The following is a 15495-nucleotide window of genomic DNA, read 5'->3' as shown; positions in this document are numbered from 1 at the left end:
TTAACGCTCACGGACACCGCCATGCAGGCATGACAGGTCAGGCGCCGGCGTTGCCCGAGAGCCGTCAGCGGTCAGTTGCTTTGAACCTGCGCCGCGTTTTGGCATCGTATTAACCGATACCCGCGCCCCGCCTTTCAAACATCCGTTTCGCGGATGTTGCCCACGGGGCCACCGATACGTACATGCGCCCTTGAGTGGCTGTCAGCGCTCGGGTAATGTCATTAGACCCATAGGACAGAGCACGCCCATGACTTCCAAGCTGGAACAACTCAAACAAATGACCACCGTCGTTGCCGACACCGGCGACTTCGAAGCTATCGCTCGCGTAAAACCCGTCGACGCTACCACCAACCCTTCCCTGCTGCTGAAAGCGGCCGCCATTCCCGGTTATGCCGAACTGCTCAACGCCTGCGTTCACGACTGCAAGGGCGATGTGGGCCTGGCCAGCGACCGATTTGGCGTGGCGGTAGGGCAAGAAATTCTGAAAGTTGTACCAGGCCGTATTTCCACCGAAGTGGATGCACGCCTTTCGTTCGACACAGACGCCGTATTGAAGCGTGCGCACCGTTTGATCGAGCTGTACGACAAGGCCGGCATCGGTCGCGACCGCGTGCTGATCAAGATCGCCTCCACTTGGGAAGGCATTCGCGCCGCCGAGAAGCTGGAAAAAGAAGGCATTCAAACCAACCTGACGCTGCTGTTCTCGTTTGCTCAGGCTGCAGCGTGTGCTGACGCTGGCGTGTTCCTGATTTCGCCATTCGTAGGCCGCATCTACGACTGGTACAAGAAAGCCAACGGCAACGACTACACCGGCGCGGATGATCCAGGCGTGCAGTCCGTCACGCGCATCTACAACTACTACAAGGCCAATGACTACAAGACCGTGGTCATGGGTGCAAGCTTCCGCAACCTGAATCAGATCGAGCAGTTGGCCGGGTGTGATCGCCTGACCATCAGTCCGGACCTTCTAGAGAAGCTGGCAGCGGACACTGGCAAGCTGGAACGCAAATTGGCCCCGGGCCATGCGGGTGAAGCGCGCTTGAGCCTGAATGAAGCGCAGTTCCGTTGGTTGTCCAACGAAGATGCGATGGCGACCGAGAAACTGGCTGAGGGGATTCGTCAGTTCGCTCGAGACCAGGAAAAACTCGAAGCGTTGCTGCAAGCCAAGCTCTGATTCAGCAAGAGCAAACGCAAAAAGGGCGAACCTTAACGGGTTCGCCCTTTTTTATGCGTAGATTTTGGGGCCGCTTCGCAGCCCAGCGGGAGCAAGCTCCCTCGCCACATAGAGATTAGTGGCGCTCTAGGGCATTCACCAGGTCATGGAACGCTTCACGATTGGAGTCATTCAGCCCCATGAGTATTTTGTGTGCCTCAAGCACTTTGATCCGCACCACTTCTTCGGACTGATCCTGGTCTGGCAAGTCGGTCAGGCACTCAGGGCACGGGATCGGGCGGTCAACGATGTTGAACACTTGCTCGAAGCCCATGGACTGCAGCAGACGGGTGATGTCTTCGTGGGTGGTGACGACGGTCGGCAGCAAGCCGACCTTTTGCCGCGACAGGATCGACAGTTTGGCCAGCAGGCCAAGGGTGGTGCTGTCGATGCTGCGGGTTTCGGTCAGGTCGATCACGATCGCGTTGAAGTTCAACGCGGTGAAGATCCGCTCAATAGTCGCATCCAACGCCGAACACAGGGTCAGGCGAACTTCACCGACGAACTTCAGGACGAAGGTGCCATCCTGCTCGGCGAACTGGATTCTACCGGTACTCATCAAAGATTCCTGCTCAACACCAACAGGGCGATATCATCCGGCATCTCCCCTAGCGTGGCCAATCCAAAAACCTGCCGCAGACCATCCAGGCTGCCGCCCGCTGCCTTGACCCGCTGGGGCAAAGCCGCTTCTTTTTCTTTGAGTGTAGGTTCTGGCAAAAGGTCCAGAATGCCATCGGACATCAGCGTCAGGCTGAACGTCGGCGGCAGTTCCAGCACGTGGTCTTCATAGGTGGCTTCATTAAAGAGGCCCACCGGCAGACCACGTCCTACCAGATAACGAACACTGTCTGGCGTGTACAACACAGGCAACGGCAAATGACCACCGATGCTATAGGTCAACAAACCTGTCTCCTCGTCGATGACTCCACCGACCATTGTGACGTGTTTACCCAGCTTACAACTGATCAGGCCCCGGTTGATATGACCAAGGACCTCTGAAGGCTTGAATTCCGGCAATGTGCCGCTGCGCTTGGATTCGAACAGCAGGCGCGTGGTCATGAATTTCAGCAGCACGGTGACGAAGGCTGAAGAGGCGCCATGACCGGAAACGTCCGCCAGGTAGAAGGCTACCCGACGCTCGTCGACCCGAAAGTAGTCAACGAAATCACCCGACAAGTAGAGAGACGGGATGATCTGGTGCGCAAACTGAAACTCGTCGATGGTCCAGGGGCTGACCGGCAGCATGTTCATCTGCACCTGGCGACCGGCGTTCTGGTCTTCCTGGAGCAGGTTCAGGCTGGCGGCGAGCTCGCGGTTGGCCTTTTCCAGCTTCTCGCGGTAGCGCTGGTTTTCCAGCAGCAGACGCGCGCGATCCAGGGCCCGGCGCACAGAATGCTCGAGCACAGCCAGATCCTCGAGAGGCTTGATCAGGTAGTCCGCCGCGCCCAGGCGCAAAGCCTCGACCGCGTCGTTCATCACACCGGCACCCGAAACCACAATCACCGGGGTTTGCGGCGACAGCTCCGTGACCTGGCGAATGAGTTCGAGTCCGCCCATCTGCGGCATGCGCAGATCGCAGATGACCAAGTCGGGCTTGTCTTGCTCGAATACCTGAAGACCCTGCTGACCATTGCTGGCCTGCAGGACACTGAAACCACTGTCTTCCAAGTAGGCCGCGAGGCTCGCGCGCACTACTTCGTCATCATCGATTATCAGCAGCGTGGCACTGGTTTTTGGCATGTGGGCAAACGGCGCCAGAATTAGGTTGGCGTAGCAGGCACGGGGTTTAACCCGGCTCACACTACTGGATTCGCTTTCTAGCCTCTCTGTCGCACCGTTATCGGGCATTTGCCCTACACACAGGTACACCAGAGGTGCCCTTCTAAGGCGCAGACGGTACTCCCATCCGCGGGGCGTTTCAAGCTCACGCCGATGGTCGCTTGACGTCTTTACTTGTCAAATCACCGGGAGTTATAAGAACAGGCAAATCCGTAACCCAATGGAAGGATGAAGCTCATGAGCCAAACCGATCGGGACTACAGCGAAAAGCGCGATTTCATCCGCATGCGGGTCGATGCCGATGTGTCGCTGATTCACGAAGGTGATGAGGTGCCAGCCGTCTGCATCGACCTTTCCAGCAGCGGCATGCAGGTCGAGGCACCCCGCCTGTTCAAGGTCGGTGACCGAATCAACGTGCGCATCGATTCCGACCACGCCGCGCTCAAAGGCCTTGAAGCCGACACCGAAGTGGTCTGGGTAAAGGAACAGGACGGTGGCAGTCAGAAACTCGGGCTTACAATCTTGAAGATGAAATAAGCCCTGACTCAAACGAAAGAAGGCGGCCGATTGGCCGCCTTCTTCATTTTACCGGTCGAGATCAAAAATCGTCTTCGACCTGGCCGTCTTTGACTTTGAACTCGCGGTTCTGCAAGTACGCATTGCGGATGAAGGTGTACTTGTCGCCCGTGATCAACTTCTCGCTCGACAGCAAGCTGGCGCGGGTATCGACGATGTTCAGGCCGAAGATCGAGTTACGCACGGGCACGTCGTTGATATAGCGGTACGGGCCGGTGTAGCCGTCGACGTACTTGGAGGGTGCGTCACGCAACGTGCTTGGACCCAACAGTGGCAGCATGACGTACGGGCCGCTGCCCACGCCCCAGTAGCCGAGCGTCTGGCCAAAGTCTTCATCGCTACGATTCAGGCCCATCTTCGTGCCGACATCGAAGAAGCCCAGCAAGCCGAAGGTGGTGTTGAAGATCAGTCGCGCCGTGTCTACGCCCGCGGCTGCCGGTTTGACCTGCAGGACGTTGTTGGCAAGGTTGGTGACATCACCGACGTTGCGAAACATGTTGTGAATCCCGTCTTCCAGAAACTGCGGCGTCACGAACTGATAGCCCTGAGCGATTGGCTTCAGTGCATAGGTGTCGACGAAATCATTAAACTGGAAGATAGGACGATTGACGCTTTCCCAAGGGTCTTCTTCCGTGGCGGCCTGGGCTGCAAACGGAACCAGCAACATGCTGGCACACACACTAAGCTGAGCTAGACGATTGCTCCAGCGCATAGAAAACTCCTTGGATTGTACTGACATGGGCACTTGGCCCAGGCGATAAGCTGGCTAGTATAAGACGGAAAAGCCGATTTAGGGCAGCCTCGCGCGCATTGGCCTGTGGATGATTCACCCTGATTGAGAGCGCTTCATATCAGTGTCACTCAACTGTCACCGGCAACGCATAGGCTTGTCGCTATTTCAGGGACGTTGATATGCCGCACGCCGAAGCCTTGCCCCTCGCTGCACCCAGCCTGACCGCCGTATTGTTCGGGCTCAGCGGTTGCCTGGTGGACTTCGGCGCCCGGATACGCCAGAACGATGCTCACACGCTCGAACATGCCGAGCTCACACCTGGCGCGCTGGACAGCCTGAACAGCTTGCAGCGTCAGCAGATTCCTTGTGCCTGGCTGGACGAGTTGTCCCCCGCCCTCAGCCATTCGCTGGCCGGCGCCCTGCCTGCGTGGATCAAACCCTCGCAACACCACGCAACAATCAATCCTTGGCCGGCCCCGAACGCCTGTTGGCAAGCCTTGATGACCTTGAATGTCCAACGACTGGACGGTTGCGTGCTGGTCAGCGGCGAACCGCGATTGCTGCAATCGGGACTGAACGCCGGGCTGTGGACGATCGGCCTGGCGTCCTGCGGCTCGCTTTGCGGGTTGGCACCCAGCGCATGGCAGGCCTTGAGCCAAAAGGAACGCGAGCATCGGCGCGGTAAAGCGACCGTGCAGCTGTTCAGTCTGGGCGTACATTCGGTGATCGATCACTTGGGCGAACTCGATACCTGCCTGGCCGACATCAGCCTGCGTCGGCTCAAGGGCGAAAAGCCCTGATCGAGATCATGCACGTTGCACAGGAGTGGATTAATCTAAAGGCAAGCCATAGACCTTTGGCGCGCTGCTGCGGTCTATGCCAGTGCCTATCGATAAAAGGAAGAACGCCATGCCTGCCCGCGAACTGCAAGAACAGCTCAATACTCTGCGCGAGCAATTGGAACAGAATCCGCCCCTGACGGAAGCCGAGCGCGAAGACCTGCACGCGCTGATGCAACAGATCGAATTGGAGCTCGAGATCGAAACCAAAACCCAGGACTCCAGCCTCGCCGACAATGTGAACCTGGCCGTCGAGCGCTTCGAAATTGAACACCCTACCCTTGCTGGCACCTTGCGCAACATCGTGCAAGCCTTGGCCAACATGGGGATCTGAACCCTCCAGATGCAAAAAAGCCCCGCTATCGCTAGCGGGGCTTTTTCATTTCTAGGAAATGCTTTCCCTTGTGGGAGCGGGCTTTATTGGCGGACCAACCGATGGTTCGGCAATTGCACGTCGTCAGTGCTGCGATACGGGTTGATGTCCAGCCCACCGCGCCGCACATACCGCGCATAGACCGTCAACTTTTCCGGTTTCAACAACCGCTGCAAGTCGAGAAAAATCCGCTCCACGCACTGTTCATGGAAGTCCGAGTGCTGACGGAAGCTCACGATGTACTCCAGCAGACTCGCGTGATCCAGCGCCGCGCCACGGTATTCCACCGCTACGCTGCCCCAGTCCGGCTGGCTGGTGACCGGGCAGTTGGATTTGAGCAAATGGCTGTGCACGCTCTCTTCGACAATGCGCGAATCATCGCAACGCAGCAGCTCCGGACGCGGATGCTCGTAGTTGCTGACGCTGATTTCCAGGTCATCGATGCACACGCCCGGCAGCGCCACGACGCCTTCGGCTTCAACCTCCTTGAGGCTGCGAATCCGCACACCAACCGGCTTGCCGGCAGCGGCTGACAGGTCTTCCACCAGCGTCGCTTCAAGGGTCGCGGTGTCGGCAAAAGGCGTCTGGTTCAACGAGTTCAGGTACAGCTTGAACGACTTCGACTCGATGATGTTCGGCGAATCCGCCGGGATGCTGAATTCGCCAATCGCCACCACCGGTTTGCCGGACGGCAACAGCCACGACAGCTCGAAGCAGTTCCAGAAGTCCACACCTTTGTAGGGCAGGGTCTGCGCCGTCAGGCCCAACTCGGCCCATTTCGCAGTGCGCGGGATCGGGAACAGCAGGGACGGCGTATAGGTGGCGATGTATTCGCTGGATTTGCCCAGCGGCGAGTGTTCGGCTGCGGGATGCATGGCGGAAACCTGACTGAAGAATCAGCGGATTCTACCAGCCTTTACGCTCGCCTTTGAGTGCTTACTGACTGACAGTCAGTTTGCCGACCATGCCTGCCTGATAGTGGCCGGGAATATTGCAGGCAAATTCCAGGTTCGTGGCCTTGGTGAAGGTCCAGGTCAGCTCGGCGGTTTTACCCGGTTCGACGAAGACGCTGTTCGGGTCATCATGCTTCATCATTCCGTGATCCATGCCCGCCATCGAACCGTGGTCCATTTCCTTCATGCCTGTAGGCGTGAGCATGCCGCTCTGCTGCATCTTCAACATTTCCTGCTGATGCCGGGCATGCATCGCTGCGTCGCCGAGGTTGAATTCATGCAGCAACTGGCCTTTATTCACCAACACAAAACGAACCGTCTCACCGGCCTTGATATCGATTGCCTTGGACGTGAACGACATGTCGCCCATCACCACCTCGACACTGCGGGTCGCCTTGGCCGCCGGGGCCGGTTGACCGAAATCGTAGGTAGGCGCCGGTGATGCCCACACCGGCGAGCTCAGTGCCAGCAAACTCGCGGCCAGCCCCAAAGGTTTGCGCAAAAACATAGTCGTACTCCAACAAGATAAGGTTCAGCCTGTGGAAAACTCTAAACTGTCGCCACTGCCCACAACCTGACAGCCAGATTACAACTCTGTCAGGTTGAGCTGTATCAACGCCGCCCACGGTATAAAGCGTTCGTTCCATTTGCCTCGAGTCGCCCATGAAACTGCTGATCGTCGAAGACCAACCGAAAACCGGCCACTACCTGCGCCAGGGCCTGACCGAGGCCGGTTTCACCACTGAGCTGGCGGCCGACGGCAATACCGGGCAACAACTGGCGTTGAGTGGCGATTACGCGCTGTTGATCCTTGATGTGATGCTACCGGGCCGCGATGGCTGGCAAATTCTGCAAGCGGTGCGCGGCGCCGGTCTCGATACGCCGGTCCTTTTTCTGACGGCGCGAGATGCGGTGGAGGACAGAGTCCACGGCCTTGAATTGGGTGCCGACGATTACCTGGTCAAACCGTTCGCCTTCTCCGAGTTGCTGGCGCGGGTCCGCAGCTTGTTGCGACGTGGCAGTGCTTCGCCGCAGGAAACCAGCCTGCAACTGGCCGACTTGCGCATGGATTTGATCCGCCGCCGGGTAGAGCGAGGCGGTCAGCGCATCGACCTGACAGCCAAGGAATTCGCGCTGCTGGAAATGCTCCTGCGGCGCCAGGGCGAAGTGTTGCCCAAATCGCTGATCGCCTCCCAGGTCTGGGACATGAATTTCGACAGCGACACCAATGTCATCGAGGTCGCGATCCGCCGTTTGCGCCTGAAGGTCGACGATGAGTTCCCCAACAAGCTGATTCATACCGTGCGCGGCATGGGTTATGTCCTTGAAGAGCGCCCTGCCTGATGCGTCGACTTTCGCTGAGCAGCCGTCTGGCGCTGCTGTTTGCGGCCTGTACCGCCGTGGTTTCATTGTTTGCCGGAGTATTGTTCAGTCGCGCCAGTGAGGCGCACTTCATTGAGCTCGACCAGCAGTTGCTGGAGGGCAAGTTGATTGGTTTGCGTCGGGCGCTGCACGACATTCAGTCGAGTGAAAGCGAAGTCAAACTGGCTGACGAGCTGAGCCAGCAGGCGGATCTGTCGCTGCGAATCACCGGCAGCGATGGCCAGCGCTGGTATGACAGCTCGGCGCGGCTACCGCAAAAAAACCCGCAAAAACCGGGTTTATCCACGCTGAACGATGACGGCACCGATTATCGCGTGCTGAATGCGCCGTTATTTGTCGACCGCCCCGATTCACCACAACTGACCTTGCTGCTGGACATCACCCATCACCAGCACTTTCTTCAACGCATGCAGCACCTGATCTGGCTGACTGTCGGTTTGTCAGCGCTGGCCACCGCGCTGCTCGGTGCGTGGGCGGCGCGCAGTGGCTTGCGCCCGTTGCGGCGTATGAGTGCGATTGCCAGCGGCGTATCGGCACAATCGCTCAATGCCCGGCTGCCCGAAGCGAATATGCCGTCGGAGCTCACGGAATTGGCCCACAGCTTCAACGCCATGCTCGGACGCCTCGACGACTCGTTTCAACGTCTTTCGGCGTTTTCCGCTGACATCGCCCATGAACTGCGCACGCCACTGTCGAACCTGCTGACCCACACCCAGGTCACCCTCACCCGCCCTCGGCCGATAGAGGATTATCGCGAAGCGCTGCACAGCAACCTCGAAGAACTGCAATGGATGGCGCAACTGGTCAACGACATGCTGTACCTGGCCAAGGCTGACCATGGTTTGCTGACGCCCAAGCACGAATCCCTGGAACTGGCAGAAGAAGCGGATGTGTTATTGGAGTTCTTTGCGCCGTTGGCGGAAGACGCCCGGGTGACAATGAGCCGTGACGGCTGCGCGCGGATGGCGGGCGACCGCAGCATGTTGCGGCGTGCGCTGTCGAATCTTCTGGATAACGCGATGCGGTTTACGCCCGCTGATGGCGAGGTTCGGGTGCGGATTGTCGATCAGGTCAACGGCTTGAGCTTAACGGTTGAGAACAGTGGCGAAGGCATTGATGCGGCGTTGCTGCCGCGATTGTTTGACCGGTTTTATCGGGGTGATCCGGCGCGCCAGGAAGGCAGCAGTGAACATGCGGGGTTGGGTTTGGCGATTACGCAGTCGATCATTCGTGCCCATGGTGGACAGATTCGATGTGAATCGGAGAATGGGTGGACGCGGTTTGTGATTGAGTTGCCGAAGGGGGATTGAGGCCAGCAGGTCTGGCCCCTTCGCGAGCAAGCCCGCTCCCACAGTGACCGAGTTGAATCACAATATTGTGAACGGCCCAAAAACCTGTAGGAGCGAGGCTTGCCCGCGATGACGGTGTAACGGCTTACGAATAACGCAACGCGTGAGCCGGCTCGATCTTCGCCGCACGCCAAGCCGGGTATACCGTCGCCAGGAAGCTCAAGACGAACCCCGCCGAGCAGATCAACAGCACATCCCCACCCTGCAGTTCCGAAGGCAGGTTGCTGACGAAATACACGTCGGAACTGAAGATGTGCTGGCCACTGACCCGCTCCATCCAGCCCACCAACTCACTGACGTTCAACGCCGCAATCACGCCGAGCACCCCACCGATCAAGGTGCCGACAACCCCGATCACCGTGCCCTGCACCATGAAGATCGCCATGATCTGCCGCGGTGTCGCGCCGATGGTGCGCAGGATCGCGATGTCCGCGCCCTTGTCGTTCACCACCATGATCAGCGTTGCGATGATGTTGAACGCCGCCACCGCGACGATCATCAGCAACAGCAGACCAATCATGGTTTTTTCCATCTTCATCGCACTGAACAGGCTGCCCTGGGTGTGGGTCCAGTCGTCAGCCCTGTAAGCAGTGCCCAGCCCGCTGGCAACATCACTGGAGACCTTCGGCGCCGCGTACAAATCCTTCACCGCCAAACGCACGCTCTGCACCTGATTCGGTTCCCAGTGCTGCATCTGCGCGGCATCGGCGACGTGGATCAGCGCCATCGAGCCATCCAGCTCGGCGCCGACCTTGAACACGCCGACCACATTCAGCCGCTGCATGCGCGGGGTGATGCCCCCCGGTGCGCTGCTGATTTCCGGCACGATCAGAGTGATCTTGTCGCCGACGTTCAAGCGGAAACGTCGCGCAGTGATTTCGCCGATCACCACGCCAAACTCGCCCGGTTTCAAGGCATCGAGACGGCCCTGAACAATGTGCTTGGCGACAATAGAGACCTTGCCTTCCAGCGCCGGATCAACACCGCTGACCTGGATCGGCTGCATCGTGCCTTTATAGGAGAGCATGCCTTCCATCTCGGTGAACGGCACGGCAGCGGTGACTTCCGGATTTTTCATCGCGGCGGCGGCCACGGGCTGCCAATCGTCGATCGGCTTCACGCCAACGATGGTCGCGTGCGGCACCATGCCGAGGATGCGCGAGCTCATCTCGCGTTGGAAGCCGTTCATCACCGACAGCACCACGATCATCGCCAGCACACCGAGGGCGAGGCCGATCATCGAGGTCATCGAGATGAAGGAAACAAAGCGATTGCGGCGCTTGGCGCGGGTATAGCGCGTGCCGATAAAGATCGATAACGGTCTGAACATTCGCTGGGGCACCGTATAAAAATAAAAGACCCGACGCGTTCTTCACACGTCGGGTTTCGGTCAATCAGATGGGCGTCAGGCAACCTTCCTGCAAATGCAGGACGCGATCCATCTGGCGGGCCAGGTTCATGTCGTGAGTCACCACCAGGAACGCCGTGCGCATCGAGGTGCTGAGTTCCAGCATCAAATCCTGAATGCCCTGGGCGGTGTGGGAGTCGAGGTTGCCGGTCGGCTCGTCGAGCATCACCAGGCCTGGCTTGTTCACCAGCGCGCGGGCGATGGCCACACGCTGACGTTCGCCGCCGGACAGTTCGGCCGGTTTGTGCTCCAGGCGATGGCCCAGCCCTACCCGCTCCAGCAACGCGGTCGCACGCTGACGCGCTTCCGGGATCGCGGTCTTGCCGATCAGCAGCGGCATGCAGACGTTTTCCAGCGCGGTGAACTCAGGCAGCAAATGGTGGAACTGGTAAACGAAACCCAGCGACCGGTTGCGCAGCAGGCCGCGATTCTTCTCGCTCAGGGCCGACAACTCTTCGCCGTCGAGCCAGACGCTGCCCTTGGTCGGCGTGTCGAGACCGCCCAACAGGTTGAGCAAAGTACTTTTGCCCGAACCCGAGGTGCCGACAATTGCCACGCGCTCACCCGGATGCAACTCCAGTTGCAGGCCGGCCAGCACTTCTACCGACTCCGGGCCTTCCTCGTAGGATTTGCCCAGGTCGCGGCAGCTCAAGATTGCTTTATCACTCATACCCAACTCACTCATAACGTAGCGCCTCCGCAGGCTGGGTGCGCGCGGCACGCCAGGCTGGATACAGGGTGGCGAGGAAACTCAGGACCAACGCGGCGGCGCAGACCATCAATACGTCCTGGCTCTGCACTTGCGACGGCAGGTAATCGATGAAGTAGACGTCGGCGTTGAGGAACTTATGGCCGATCAACCCTTCGAGGGCTGAGATAGCGGCGCTGACGTTCAGCGCGGCGAAAATCCCGACCACGGCGCCGATCAGCGTACCGATCACGCCAATGACCGTGCCCTGGACCATGAAGATCGCCATGATCTGCCCCGGCGTGGAGCCCAGGGTGCGCAGAATCGCGATGTCGCCCTTCTTGTCGTTCACCACCATCACCAGTGTAGAAATGATGTTGAACGCGGCGACGGCGACGATCAGCAGCAACAGCAGGCCGATCATGGCTTTTTCCATGCGGATCGCCTGATACAGATTGCCATGGGTGCGTGTCCAGTCCCGGGCATAGAAATGGTCTTCGCCAAGTTGCTGGGCGATGTTCCACGCCGTGCGCGGGGCCTGGAACAGGTCGTCGAACTTCAGGCGGATGCCCTGGACCTGATCCGGTTTCCAGCGATGCAACTTTGCCAGATCCTGCAGGTTCGTCACGCCCAGATAGCCGTCGATCTCACCGGCGCCGACATGAAAGATGCCGACCACAGTAAAGCGTTTCATGCGCGGGAACATCCCGGCCGGGGTGACGGTGACTTCCGGCGCCACGAACGTCAGCTTGTCGCCGATGGCCGCGCCGAGCTTCGCGGCAGCCTTGTCGCCGATGACGATGCCGAAGCTGCCTGGCGTGAGGTCGTCGAGTTTGCCCTGCTGCATGAAGTTATCAATGATCGAGACCTGGCGTTCCAGCGCAGGGTCGATGGCATTGAGCAGGACTTTGGAGACCTTGCCGTTGTTGGTCAGCAAGCCCTGCATCTGAGTGAACGGCGCCACGGCCGTCACCTGCGGGTTCTGCTTGACCTTGGCGGCCAGGCTTTGCCAGTCGCTGATCGGTTCACCGGACTCGATGGTCGCGTGGGGCACCATGCCCAGCACGCGGGTGCGCATCTCATGATCGAAGCCGTTCATGACCGAAAGCACGACGATCATCACCACTACGCCGAGGGCGAGTCCGATCATCGAGGTCAGGGAAATGAATGACACAAAATGATTGCGGCGCTTTGCACGGGTATAACGCGTGCCAATAAATACGAAGAGAGGTCTGAACATGTCGGGGCTTGTTCGGAGGGAAAAGGAACGTCCTTGTGGCGGGGGTCGATAACCAGCTTTACACTCAGACCACCGCCGCTACCATGGGTTCGCCATGTCGACATTAGATGAAGAAGATCGCCGCGAATACTACCGTATCGAGGACACGATCGCACTGGAAATTCGGCCCCTGTCCGCTCCCGAAGCTGCAGGCCAGGAAGTGTTGCAGGATGCTTCCCCTCTGTTCAACTTGCTCAGCGAACTGCACCTGAGCGAATTCGAGTCGCAGCACCTGCTGCGCCAGATCAGTGAGCGCGACCGCAACCTCGCAGCGTTCCTGAAATCCCAGAACAAACGCATCGATCTGCTGAGCCAGGTGATCGCCATCACCGTGCTCGGGCAGATCGGAGAGCCGCAGCCGGTGATCATTTCCGAAGGCGGCATCGACTTTCAATACCCGACACCCATCGCCGTGGGCGCGCACCTGTCGGTCAAGCTGGTACTGATGCCGCAAGCCCTCGGCCTGTTGCTGCGGGCCAAGGTCACGCATTGCGATCGCAAGGCGGGTGCCTACGACGTCGGCACCGAGTTCGAATACCCGACCGACGCGCAGCGCCAATTGCTCGCCCGCTACATTTTGCAGAAGCAGGCCCAGGAACGACGTCTGGCCCGCGAAAACGAATCAGGCATTTAATTTAAGGAAGAACCGTGACCCTCATCTACGGCCATCGCGGCGCCAAGGGCGAAGCACCGGAAAACACGCTGACCAGTTTTCAGCAATGCCTCAAGCACGGCGTGCGCCGCTGCGAACTGGACCTGCACCTGTCCATGGACAACGAGTTGATGGTCATCCACGACCCGACGCTCAAACGCACTACCGACCGACGCGGCAAGGTCGTCGAGCACACGGCGGCAGAACTGGTGACCTACGACGCACGCAAGGGCGGTCCGGGCTGGATCAAGCCCTGCCCGATCCCAACGCTGGAAGAACTGTTCGAGAAATGCGATTTCGAGCACTGGCAGCTGGAAGTCAAAAGCGCTTCACGCACCCGCGCCGCGACGACCGTGCTGGCGATTCGCGAAATGGCCCAGCGTTTCGGCCTGCTCGACAAGGTCACGATCACGTCGAGCTCACGTGAAGTACTGAAAGCCGCGCTCGACCTGGTGCCGGACGTGTCCCGTGGATTGGTGGCCGAGTATGCGTGGCTGGACCCGTTGAAGGTCGCGCAAAGTTATGGCTGTGAGATTCTGGCGCTGAACTGGACCCTGTGTACGCCGGAACGCCTGCAGAAGGCGCAGCGTCAGGGGTTGCATGTGTCGGTGTGGACAGTCAACGAGCCCGCGCTGATGCGCAGACTCGCCGACTTCGGCGTTGACAGCCTGATTACAGACTTTCCCGGTTTGGCCAGCGCCACCCTCGAGAGTTGCTGAAATCGGTCTCCCCGGCCGGCTCAGGCCACCGGCCGGAGCCGCTCAAAAAAGCCGGTTGAGGCCATCGTACGCCGCTACCCGATAGGCTTCGGCCATGGTCGGGTAGTTGAACGTCGTGTTGACGAAGTACTTCAAGGTGTTCAATTCGCCCGGCTGGCTCATGATCGCCTGGCCGATGTGCACGATCTCTGACGCCTGATAACCGAAGCAGTGAACGCCCAGCACTTCCAGGGTCTCGCGGTGGAACAGGATTTTCAGCATGCCCTGAGGCTCGCCGGCAATCTGTGCACGCGCCATACTCTTGAAGAACGCCTTGCCCACTTCGTACGGCACCTTGGCCTGGGTCAGCTCCTGCTCGTTCTTGCCGATCGAGCTGATCTCCGGAATGGTGTAGATGCCGGTCGGCACGTCATTCACGAAGCGCCAGCTATTGTTATCGACGATGCTGCCAGCGGCCGAACGACCCTGGTCGTGCGCGGCACTGGCCAGGCTCGGCCAGCCGATCACGTCACCGGCGCCGTAAATGTTCGGTACGCAGGTGCGGTAGGCTTCGTCGACTTCGATCTGGCCACGGCTGTTGACCTTCACGCCGATGTTTTCCAGGCCCAGCTGATCGGTGTTGCCGGTACGGCCGTTACACCAGAGCAAGGCGTCGGCCTTGATCTTCTTGCCGGACTTGAGGTGCAGGATCACGCCGTTGTCCACGCCTTCGACGCGGTCGTAGTCTTCGTTGTGGCGAACCGTGATGTTGTTGTTGCTGAAGTGATAGCTCAGGGCCTGGGAAATTTCCGAGTCCAGGAAACTCAGCAACTGACCACGGTTGTCCACCAGTTCGACCAGTACACCCAGGCCACTGAAGATCGACGCGTACTCGCAACCGATCACACCAGCGCCGTAAACAATGAGTTTGCGCGGGGTGTGGCCGAGGCTGAGGATGGTGTCGCTATCGTAGATACGCGGGTGATGGAAATCGATGTCCGCCGGGCGATAAGGACGCGAACCGGTGGCGATGATGATGTGCTTGGCCACCAGTTTTTCGACCACGCCGTTGGCGCAGACCACTTCGATGGTTTGCTCGTCGGCGAAGCTGCCGGTGCCGAAGAACACGTCGACGCGGTTACGGGCGTAGTAGCCAGTGCGCGAGGCGACTTGTTTGGAAATGACTTTTTCTGCGCTTTTCAGCACGTCCGGGAACGAGAACCAGCGCGGCTCACCAATCGCCCGGAACATCGGGTTGGTATTGAACTGCATGATCTGCCGGACCGAGTGACGCAGTGCCTTGGACGGGATGGTACCCAGGTGGGTGCAGTTGCCGCCGACCTGGCGACGGCTATCGACCATCGCCACCTTGCGCCCTGCTTTGGCGGCGTTCATTGCCGCGCCTTCTCCCGCCGGGCCGGAACCCAGTACCACCACGTCGTAGTTGTAGACAGCCATGCGTACTCCTCAGAACAGGCCGCGGCGCCCTCGGCACCTGCGGCTAAATCACGCCGATCTGTGGCGTGAAGGAACAATTTGGGGCCAATGCAGAACCCGGACACAGTCTATAGA

General features: G+C 59.3%; 17 protein-coding genes. 8 read left to right on the top strand and 9 right to left on the bottom strand.

The genetic code is table 11. From position 1 onward, the window contains the following. The first annotated feature begins 247 nt into the window (after positions 1-247). Entirely contained in the window at positions 248-1174 is a 927-nt protein-coding gene (gene tal, locus ACA053_RS09540) for a transaldolase (protein ID WP_109629027.1), read from the top strand. Positions 1175-1289: 115 nt separating this feature from the next. On the opposite strand, the gene rssC is transcribed toward tal, so the two are convergent. Further along, positions 1290-1772, bottom strand: coding sequence for an anti-sigma factor antagonist RssC (gene rssC, locus ACA053_RS09535; protein WP_007935262.1), 483 nt, complete (start codon positions 1770-1772; stop codon positions 1290-1292). After that, complete coding sequence (gene rssB, locus ACA053_RS09530; RefSeq protein WP_497395135.1) at positions 1772-2953, bottom strand: two-component system response regulator RssB; 1182 nt, start codon at positions 2951-2953, stop codon at positions 1772-1774. The genes rssC and rssB overlap by 1 nt, the downstream gene beginning before the upstream one ends. Positions 2954-3229: 276 nt before the next feature. On the opposite strand from rssB, the gene ACA053_RS09525 reads away from it, so the two are divergent. After that, entirely contained in the window at positions 3230-3529 is a 300-nt protein-coding gene (locus tag ACA053_RS09525; RefSeq protein WP_109629025.1) for a PilZ domain-containing protein, read from the top strand. A 61-nt stretch (positions 3530-3590) separates the two neighbouring features. Here the strand turns inward: ACA053_RS09525 and ACA053_RS09520 are convergent, their stop codons facing one another. Beyond that, positions 3591-4280, bottom strand: coding sequence for an MlaA family lipoprotein (locus tag ACA053_RS09520; protein WP_497395133.1), 690 nt, complete (start codon positions 4278-4280; stop codon positions 3591-3593). Between the two features lie 200 nt (positions 4281-4480). Between ACA053_RS09520 and pcrP the strand changes: the two genes are divergently transcribed. Then, positions 4481-5101, top strand: coding sequence for an HAD superfamily inactivated hydrolase PcrP (pcrP, locus tag ACA053_RS09515; protein ID WP_497395131.1), 621 nt, complete (start codon positions 4481-4483; stop codon positions 5099-5101). Positions 5102-5210: 109 nt separating this feature from the next. Then, positions 5211-5474 (top strand): DUF4404 family protein, encoded by a 264-nt coding sequence (locus ACA053_RS09510; RefSeq protein ID WP_109629019.1) that lies wholly within the window; start codon positions 5211-5213, stop codon positions 5472-5474. A gap of 83 nt (positions 5475-5557) precedes the next feature. Here the strand turns inward: ACA053_RS09510 and queF are convergent, their stop codons facing one another. Both queF and copI read right to left on the bottom strand, forming a co-directional pair. Beyond that, a complete protein-coding gene (gene queF, locus ACA053_RS09505; RefSeq protein ID WP_497395129.1) occupies positions 5558-6388 on the bottom strand; it encodes an NADPH-dependent 7-cyano-7-deazaguanine reductase QueF in 831 nt (276 codons plus the stop codon). Between the two features lie 61 nt (positions 6389-6449). Further along, positions 6450-6974 (bottom strand): copper-resistant cuproprotein CopI, encoded by a 525-nt coding sequence (copI, locus tag ACA053_RS09500; RefSeq protein WP_497395127.1) that lies wholly within the window; start codon positions 6972-6974, stop codon positions 6450-6452. Between the two features lie 155 nt (positions 6975-7129). On the opposite strand from copI, the gene ACA053_RS09495 reads away from it, so the two are divergent. After that, positions 7130-7810, top strand: coding sequence for a heavy metal response regulator transcription factor (locus ACA053_RS09495; protein ID WP_497395125.1), 681 nt, complete (start codon positions 7130-7132; stop codon positions 7808-7810). Beyond that, complete coding sequence (locus ACA053_RS09490; protein WP_497395123.1) at positions 7810-9159, top strand: heavy metal sensor histidine kinase; 1350 nt, start codon at positions 7810-7812, stop codon at positions 9157-9159. Before ACA053_RS09495 ends, ACA053_RS09490 begins: the two co-directional genes overlap by 1 nt. A 124-nt stretch (positions 9160-9283) precedes the next feature. Here ACA053_RS09490 and ACA053_RS09485 read toward each other — a convergent pair whose 3' ends face one another. The 3 genes from ACA053_RS09485 to ACA053_RS09475 form a co-directional block, all read right to left on the bottom strand. Next, on the bottom strand, positions 9284-10528 hold the full coding sequence (locus ACA053_RS09485; RefSeq protein WP_497316851.1) for a lipoprotein-releasing ABC transporter permease subunit: 1245 nt from the start codon (positions 10526-10528) through the stop codon (positions 9284-9286). 64 nt (positions 10529-10592) lie between these two features. Further along, positions 10593-11276, bottom strand: a complete 684-nt coding sequence (lolD, locus tag ACA053_RS09480; protein ID WP_178082290.1) for a lipoprotein-releasing ABC transporter ATP-binding protein LolD — start codon at positions 11274-11276, stop codon at positions 10593-10595. A gap of 7 nt (positions 11277-11283) precedes the next feature. After that, a complete protein-coding gene (locus ACA053_RS09475) occupies positions 11284-12534 on the bottom strand; it encodes a lipoprotein-releasing ABC transporter permease subunit (RefSeq protein ID WP_109629005.1) in 1251 nt (416 codons plus the stop codon). A gap of 94 nt (positions 12535-12628) precedes the next feature. Between ACA053_RS09475 and ACA053_RS09470 the strand changes: the two genes are divergently transcribed. Continuing rightward, complete coding sequence (locus ACA053_RS09470; RefSeq protein ID WP_109629003.1) at positions 12629-13207, top strand: PilZ domain-containing protein; 579 nt, start codon at positions 12629-12631, stop codon at positions 13205-13207. A gap of 14 nt (positions 13208-13221) precedes the next feature. Continuing rightward, the gene (locus ACA053_RS09465; RefSeq protein WP_497316847.1) at positions 13222-13944 is read left to right on the top strand and encodes a glycerophosphodiester phosphodiesterase; all 723 of its coding nucleotides are present in this window, start codon (positions 13222-13224) and stop codon (positions 13942-13944) included. A 42-nt stretch (positions 13945-13986) separates the two neighbouring features. Here ACA053_RS09465 and sthA read toward each other — a convergent pair whose 3' ends face one another. Next, a complete protein-coding gene (gene sthA, locus ACA053_RS09460) occupies positions 13987-15381 on the bottom strand; it encodes a Si-specific NAD(P)(+) transhydrogenase (protein WP_007907752.1) in 1395 nt (464 codons plus the stop codon). Positions 15382-15495: the final 114 nt, after the last annotated feature.

The sequence above is a fragment of the Pseudomonas sp. LBUM1672 genome (assembly GCF_059695655.1).
Note: the sequence above shows the minus strand (reverse complement) of the source record. Positions and strands in the feature narration are given on the sequence as shown.

Excerpts from the sequence above, each read along its gene's own strand:
- ACA053_RS09470 (WP_109629003.1), top strand. The coding sequence starts at position 12,629 with ATGTCGACATTAGATGAAGAAGATCGCCGCGAATACTACCGTATCGAG.
- ACA053_RS09495 (WP_497395125.1), top strand. The coding sequence starts at position 7,130 with ATGAAACTGCTGATCGTCGAAGACCAACCGAAAACCGGCCACTACCTG.
- ACA053_RS09490 (WP_497395123.1), top strand. The coding sequence starts at position 7,810 with ATGCGTCGACTTTCGCTGAGCAGCCGTCTGGCGCTGCTGTTTGCGGCC.
- rssC (WP_007935262.1), bottom strand. The coding sequence starts at position 1,772 with ATGAGTACCGGTAGAATCCAGTTCGCCGAGCAGGATGGCACCTTCGTC.
- ACA053_RS09510 (WP_109629019.1), top strand. The coding sequence starts at position 5,211 with ATGCCTGCCCGCGAACTGCAAGAACAGCTCAATACTCTGCGCGAGCAA.
- tal (WP_109629027.1), top strand. The coding sequence starts at position 248 with ATGACTTCCAAGCTGGAACAACTCAAACAAATGACCACCGTCGTTGCC.
- sthA (WP_007907752.1), bottom strand. The coding sequence starts at position 15,381 with ATGGCTGTCTACAACTACGACGTGGTGGTACTGGGTTCCGGCCCGGCG.
- rssB (WP_497395135.1), bottom strand. The coding sequence starts at position 2,953 with ATGCCAAAAACCAGTGCCACGCTGCTGATAATCGATGATGACGAAGTA.
- queF (WP_497395129.1), bottom strand. The coding sequence starts at position 6,388 with ATGCATCCCGCAGCCGAACACTCGCCGCTGGGCAAATCCAGCGAATAC.
- lolD (WP_178082290.1), bottom strand. The coding sequence starts at position 11,276 with ATGAGTGATAAAGCAATCTTGAGCTGCCGCGACCTGGGCAAATCCTAC.
- copI (WP_497395127.1), bottom strand. The coding sequence starts at position 6,974 with ATGTTTTTGCGCAAACCTTTGGGGCTGGCCGCGAGTTTGCTGGCACTG.
- pcrP (WP_497395131.1), top strand. The coding sequence starts at position 4,481 with ATGCCGCACGCCGAAGCCTTGCCCCTCGCTGCACCCAGCCTGACCGCC.
- ACA053_RS09525 (WP_109629025.1), top strand. The coding sequence starts at position 3,230 with ATGAGCCAAACCGATCGGGACTACAGCGAAAAGCGCGATTTCATCCGC.
- ACA053_RS09520 (WP_497395133.1), bottom strand. The coding sequence starts at position 4,280 with ATGCGCTGGAGCAATCGTCTAGCTCAGCTTAGTGTGTGTGCCAGCATG.
- ACA053_RS09475 (WP_109629005.1), bottom strand. The coding sequence starts at position 12,534 with ATGTTCAGACCTCTCTTCGTATTTATTGGCACGCGTTATACCCGTGCA.
- ACA053_RS09485 (WP_497316851.1), bottom strand. The coding sequence starts at position 10,528 with ATGTTCAGACCGTTATCGATCTTTATCGGCACGCGCTATACCCGCGCC.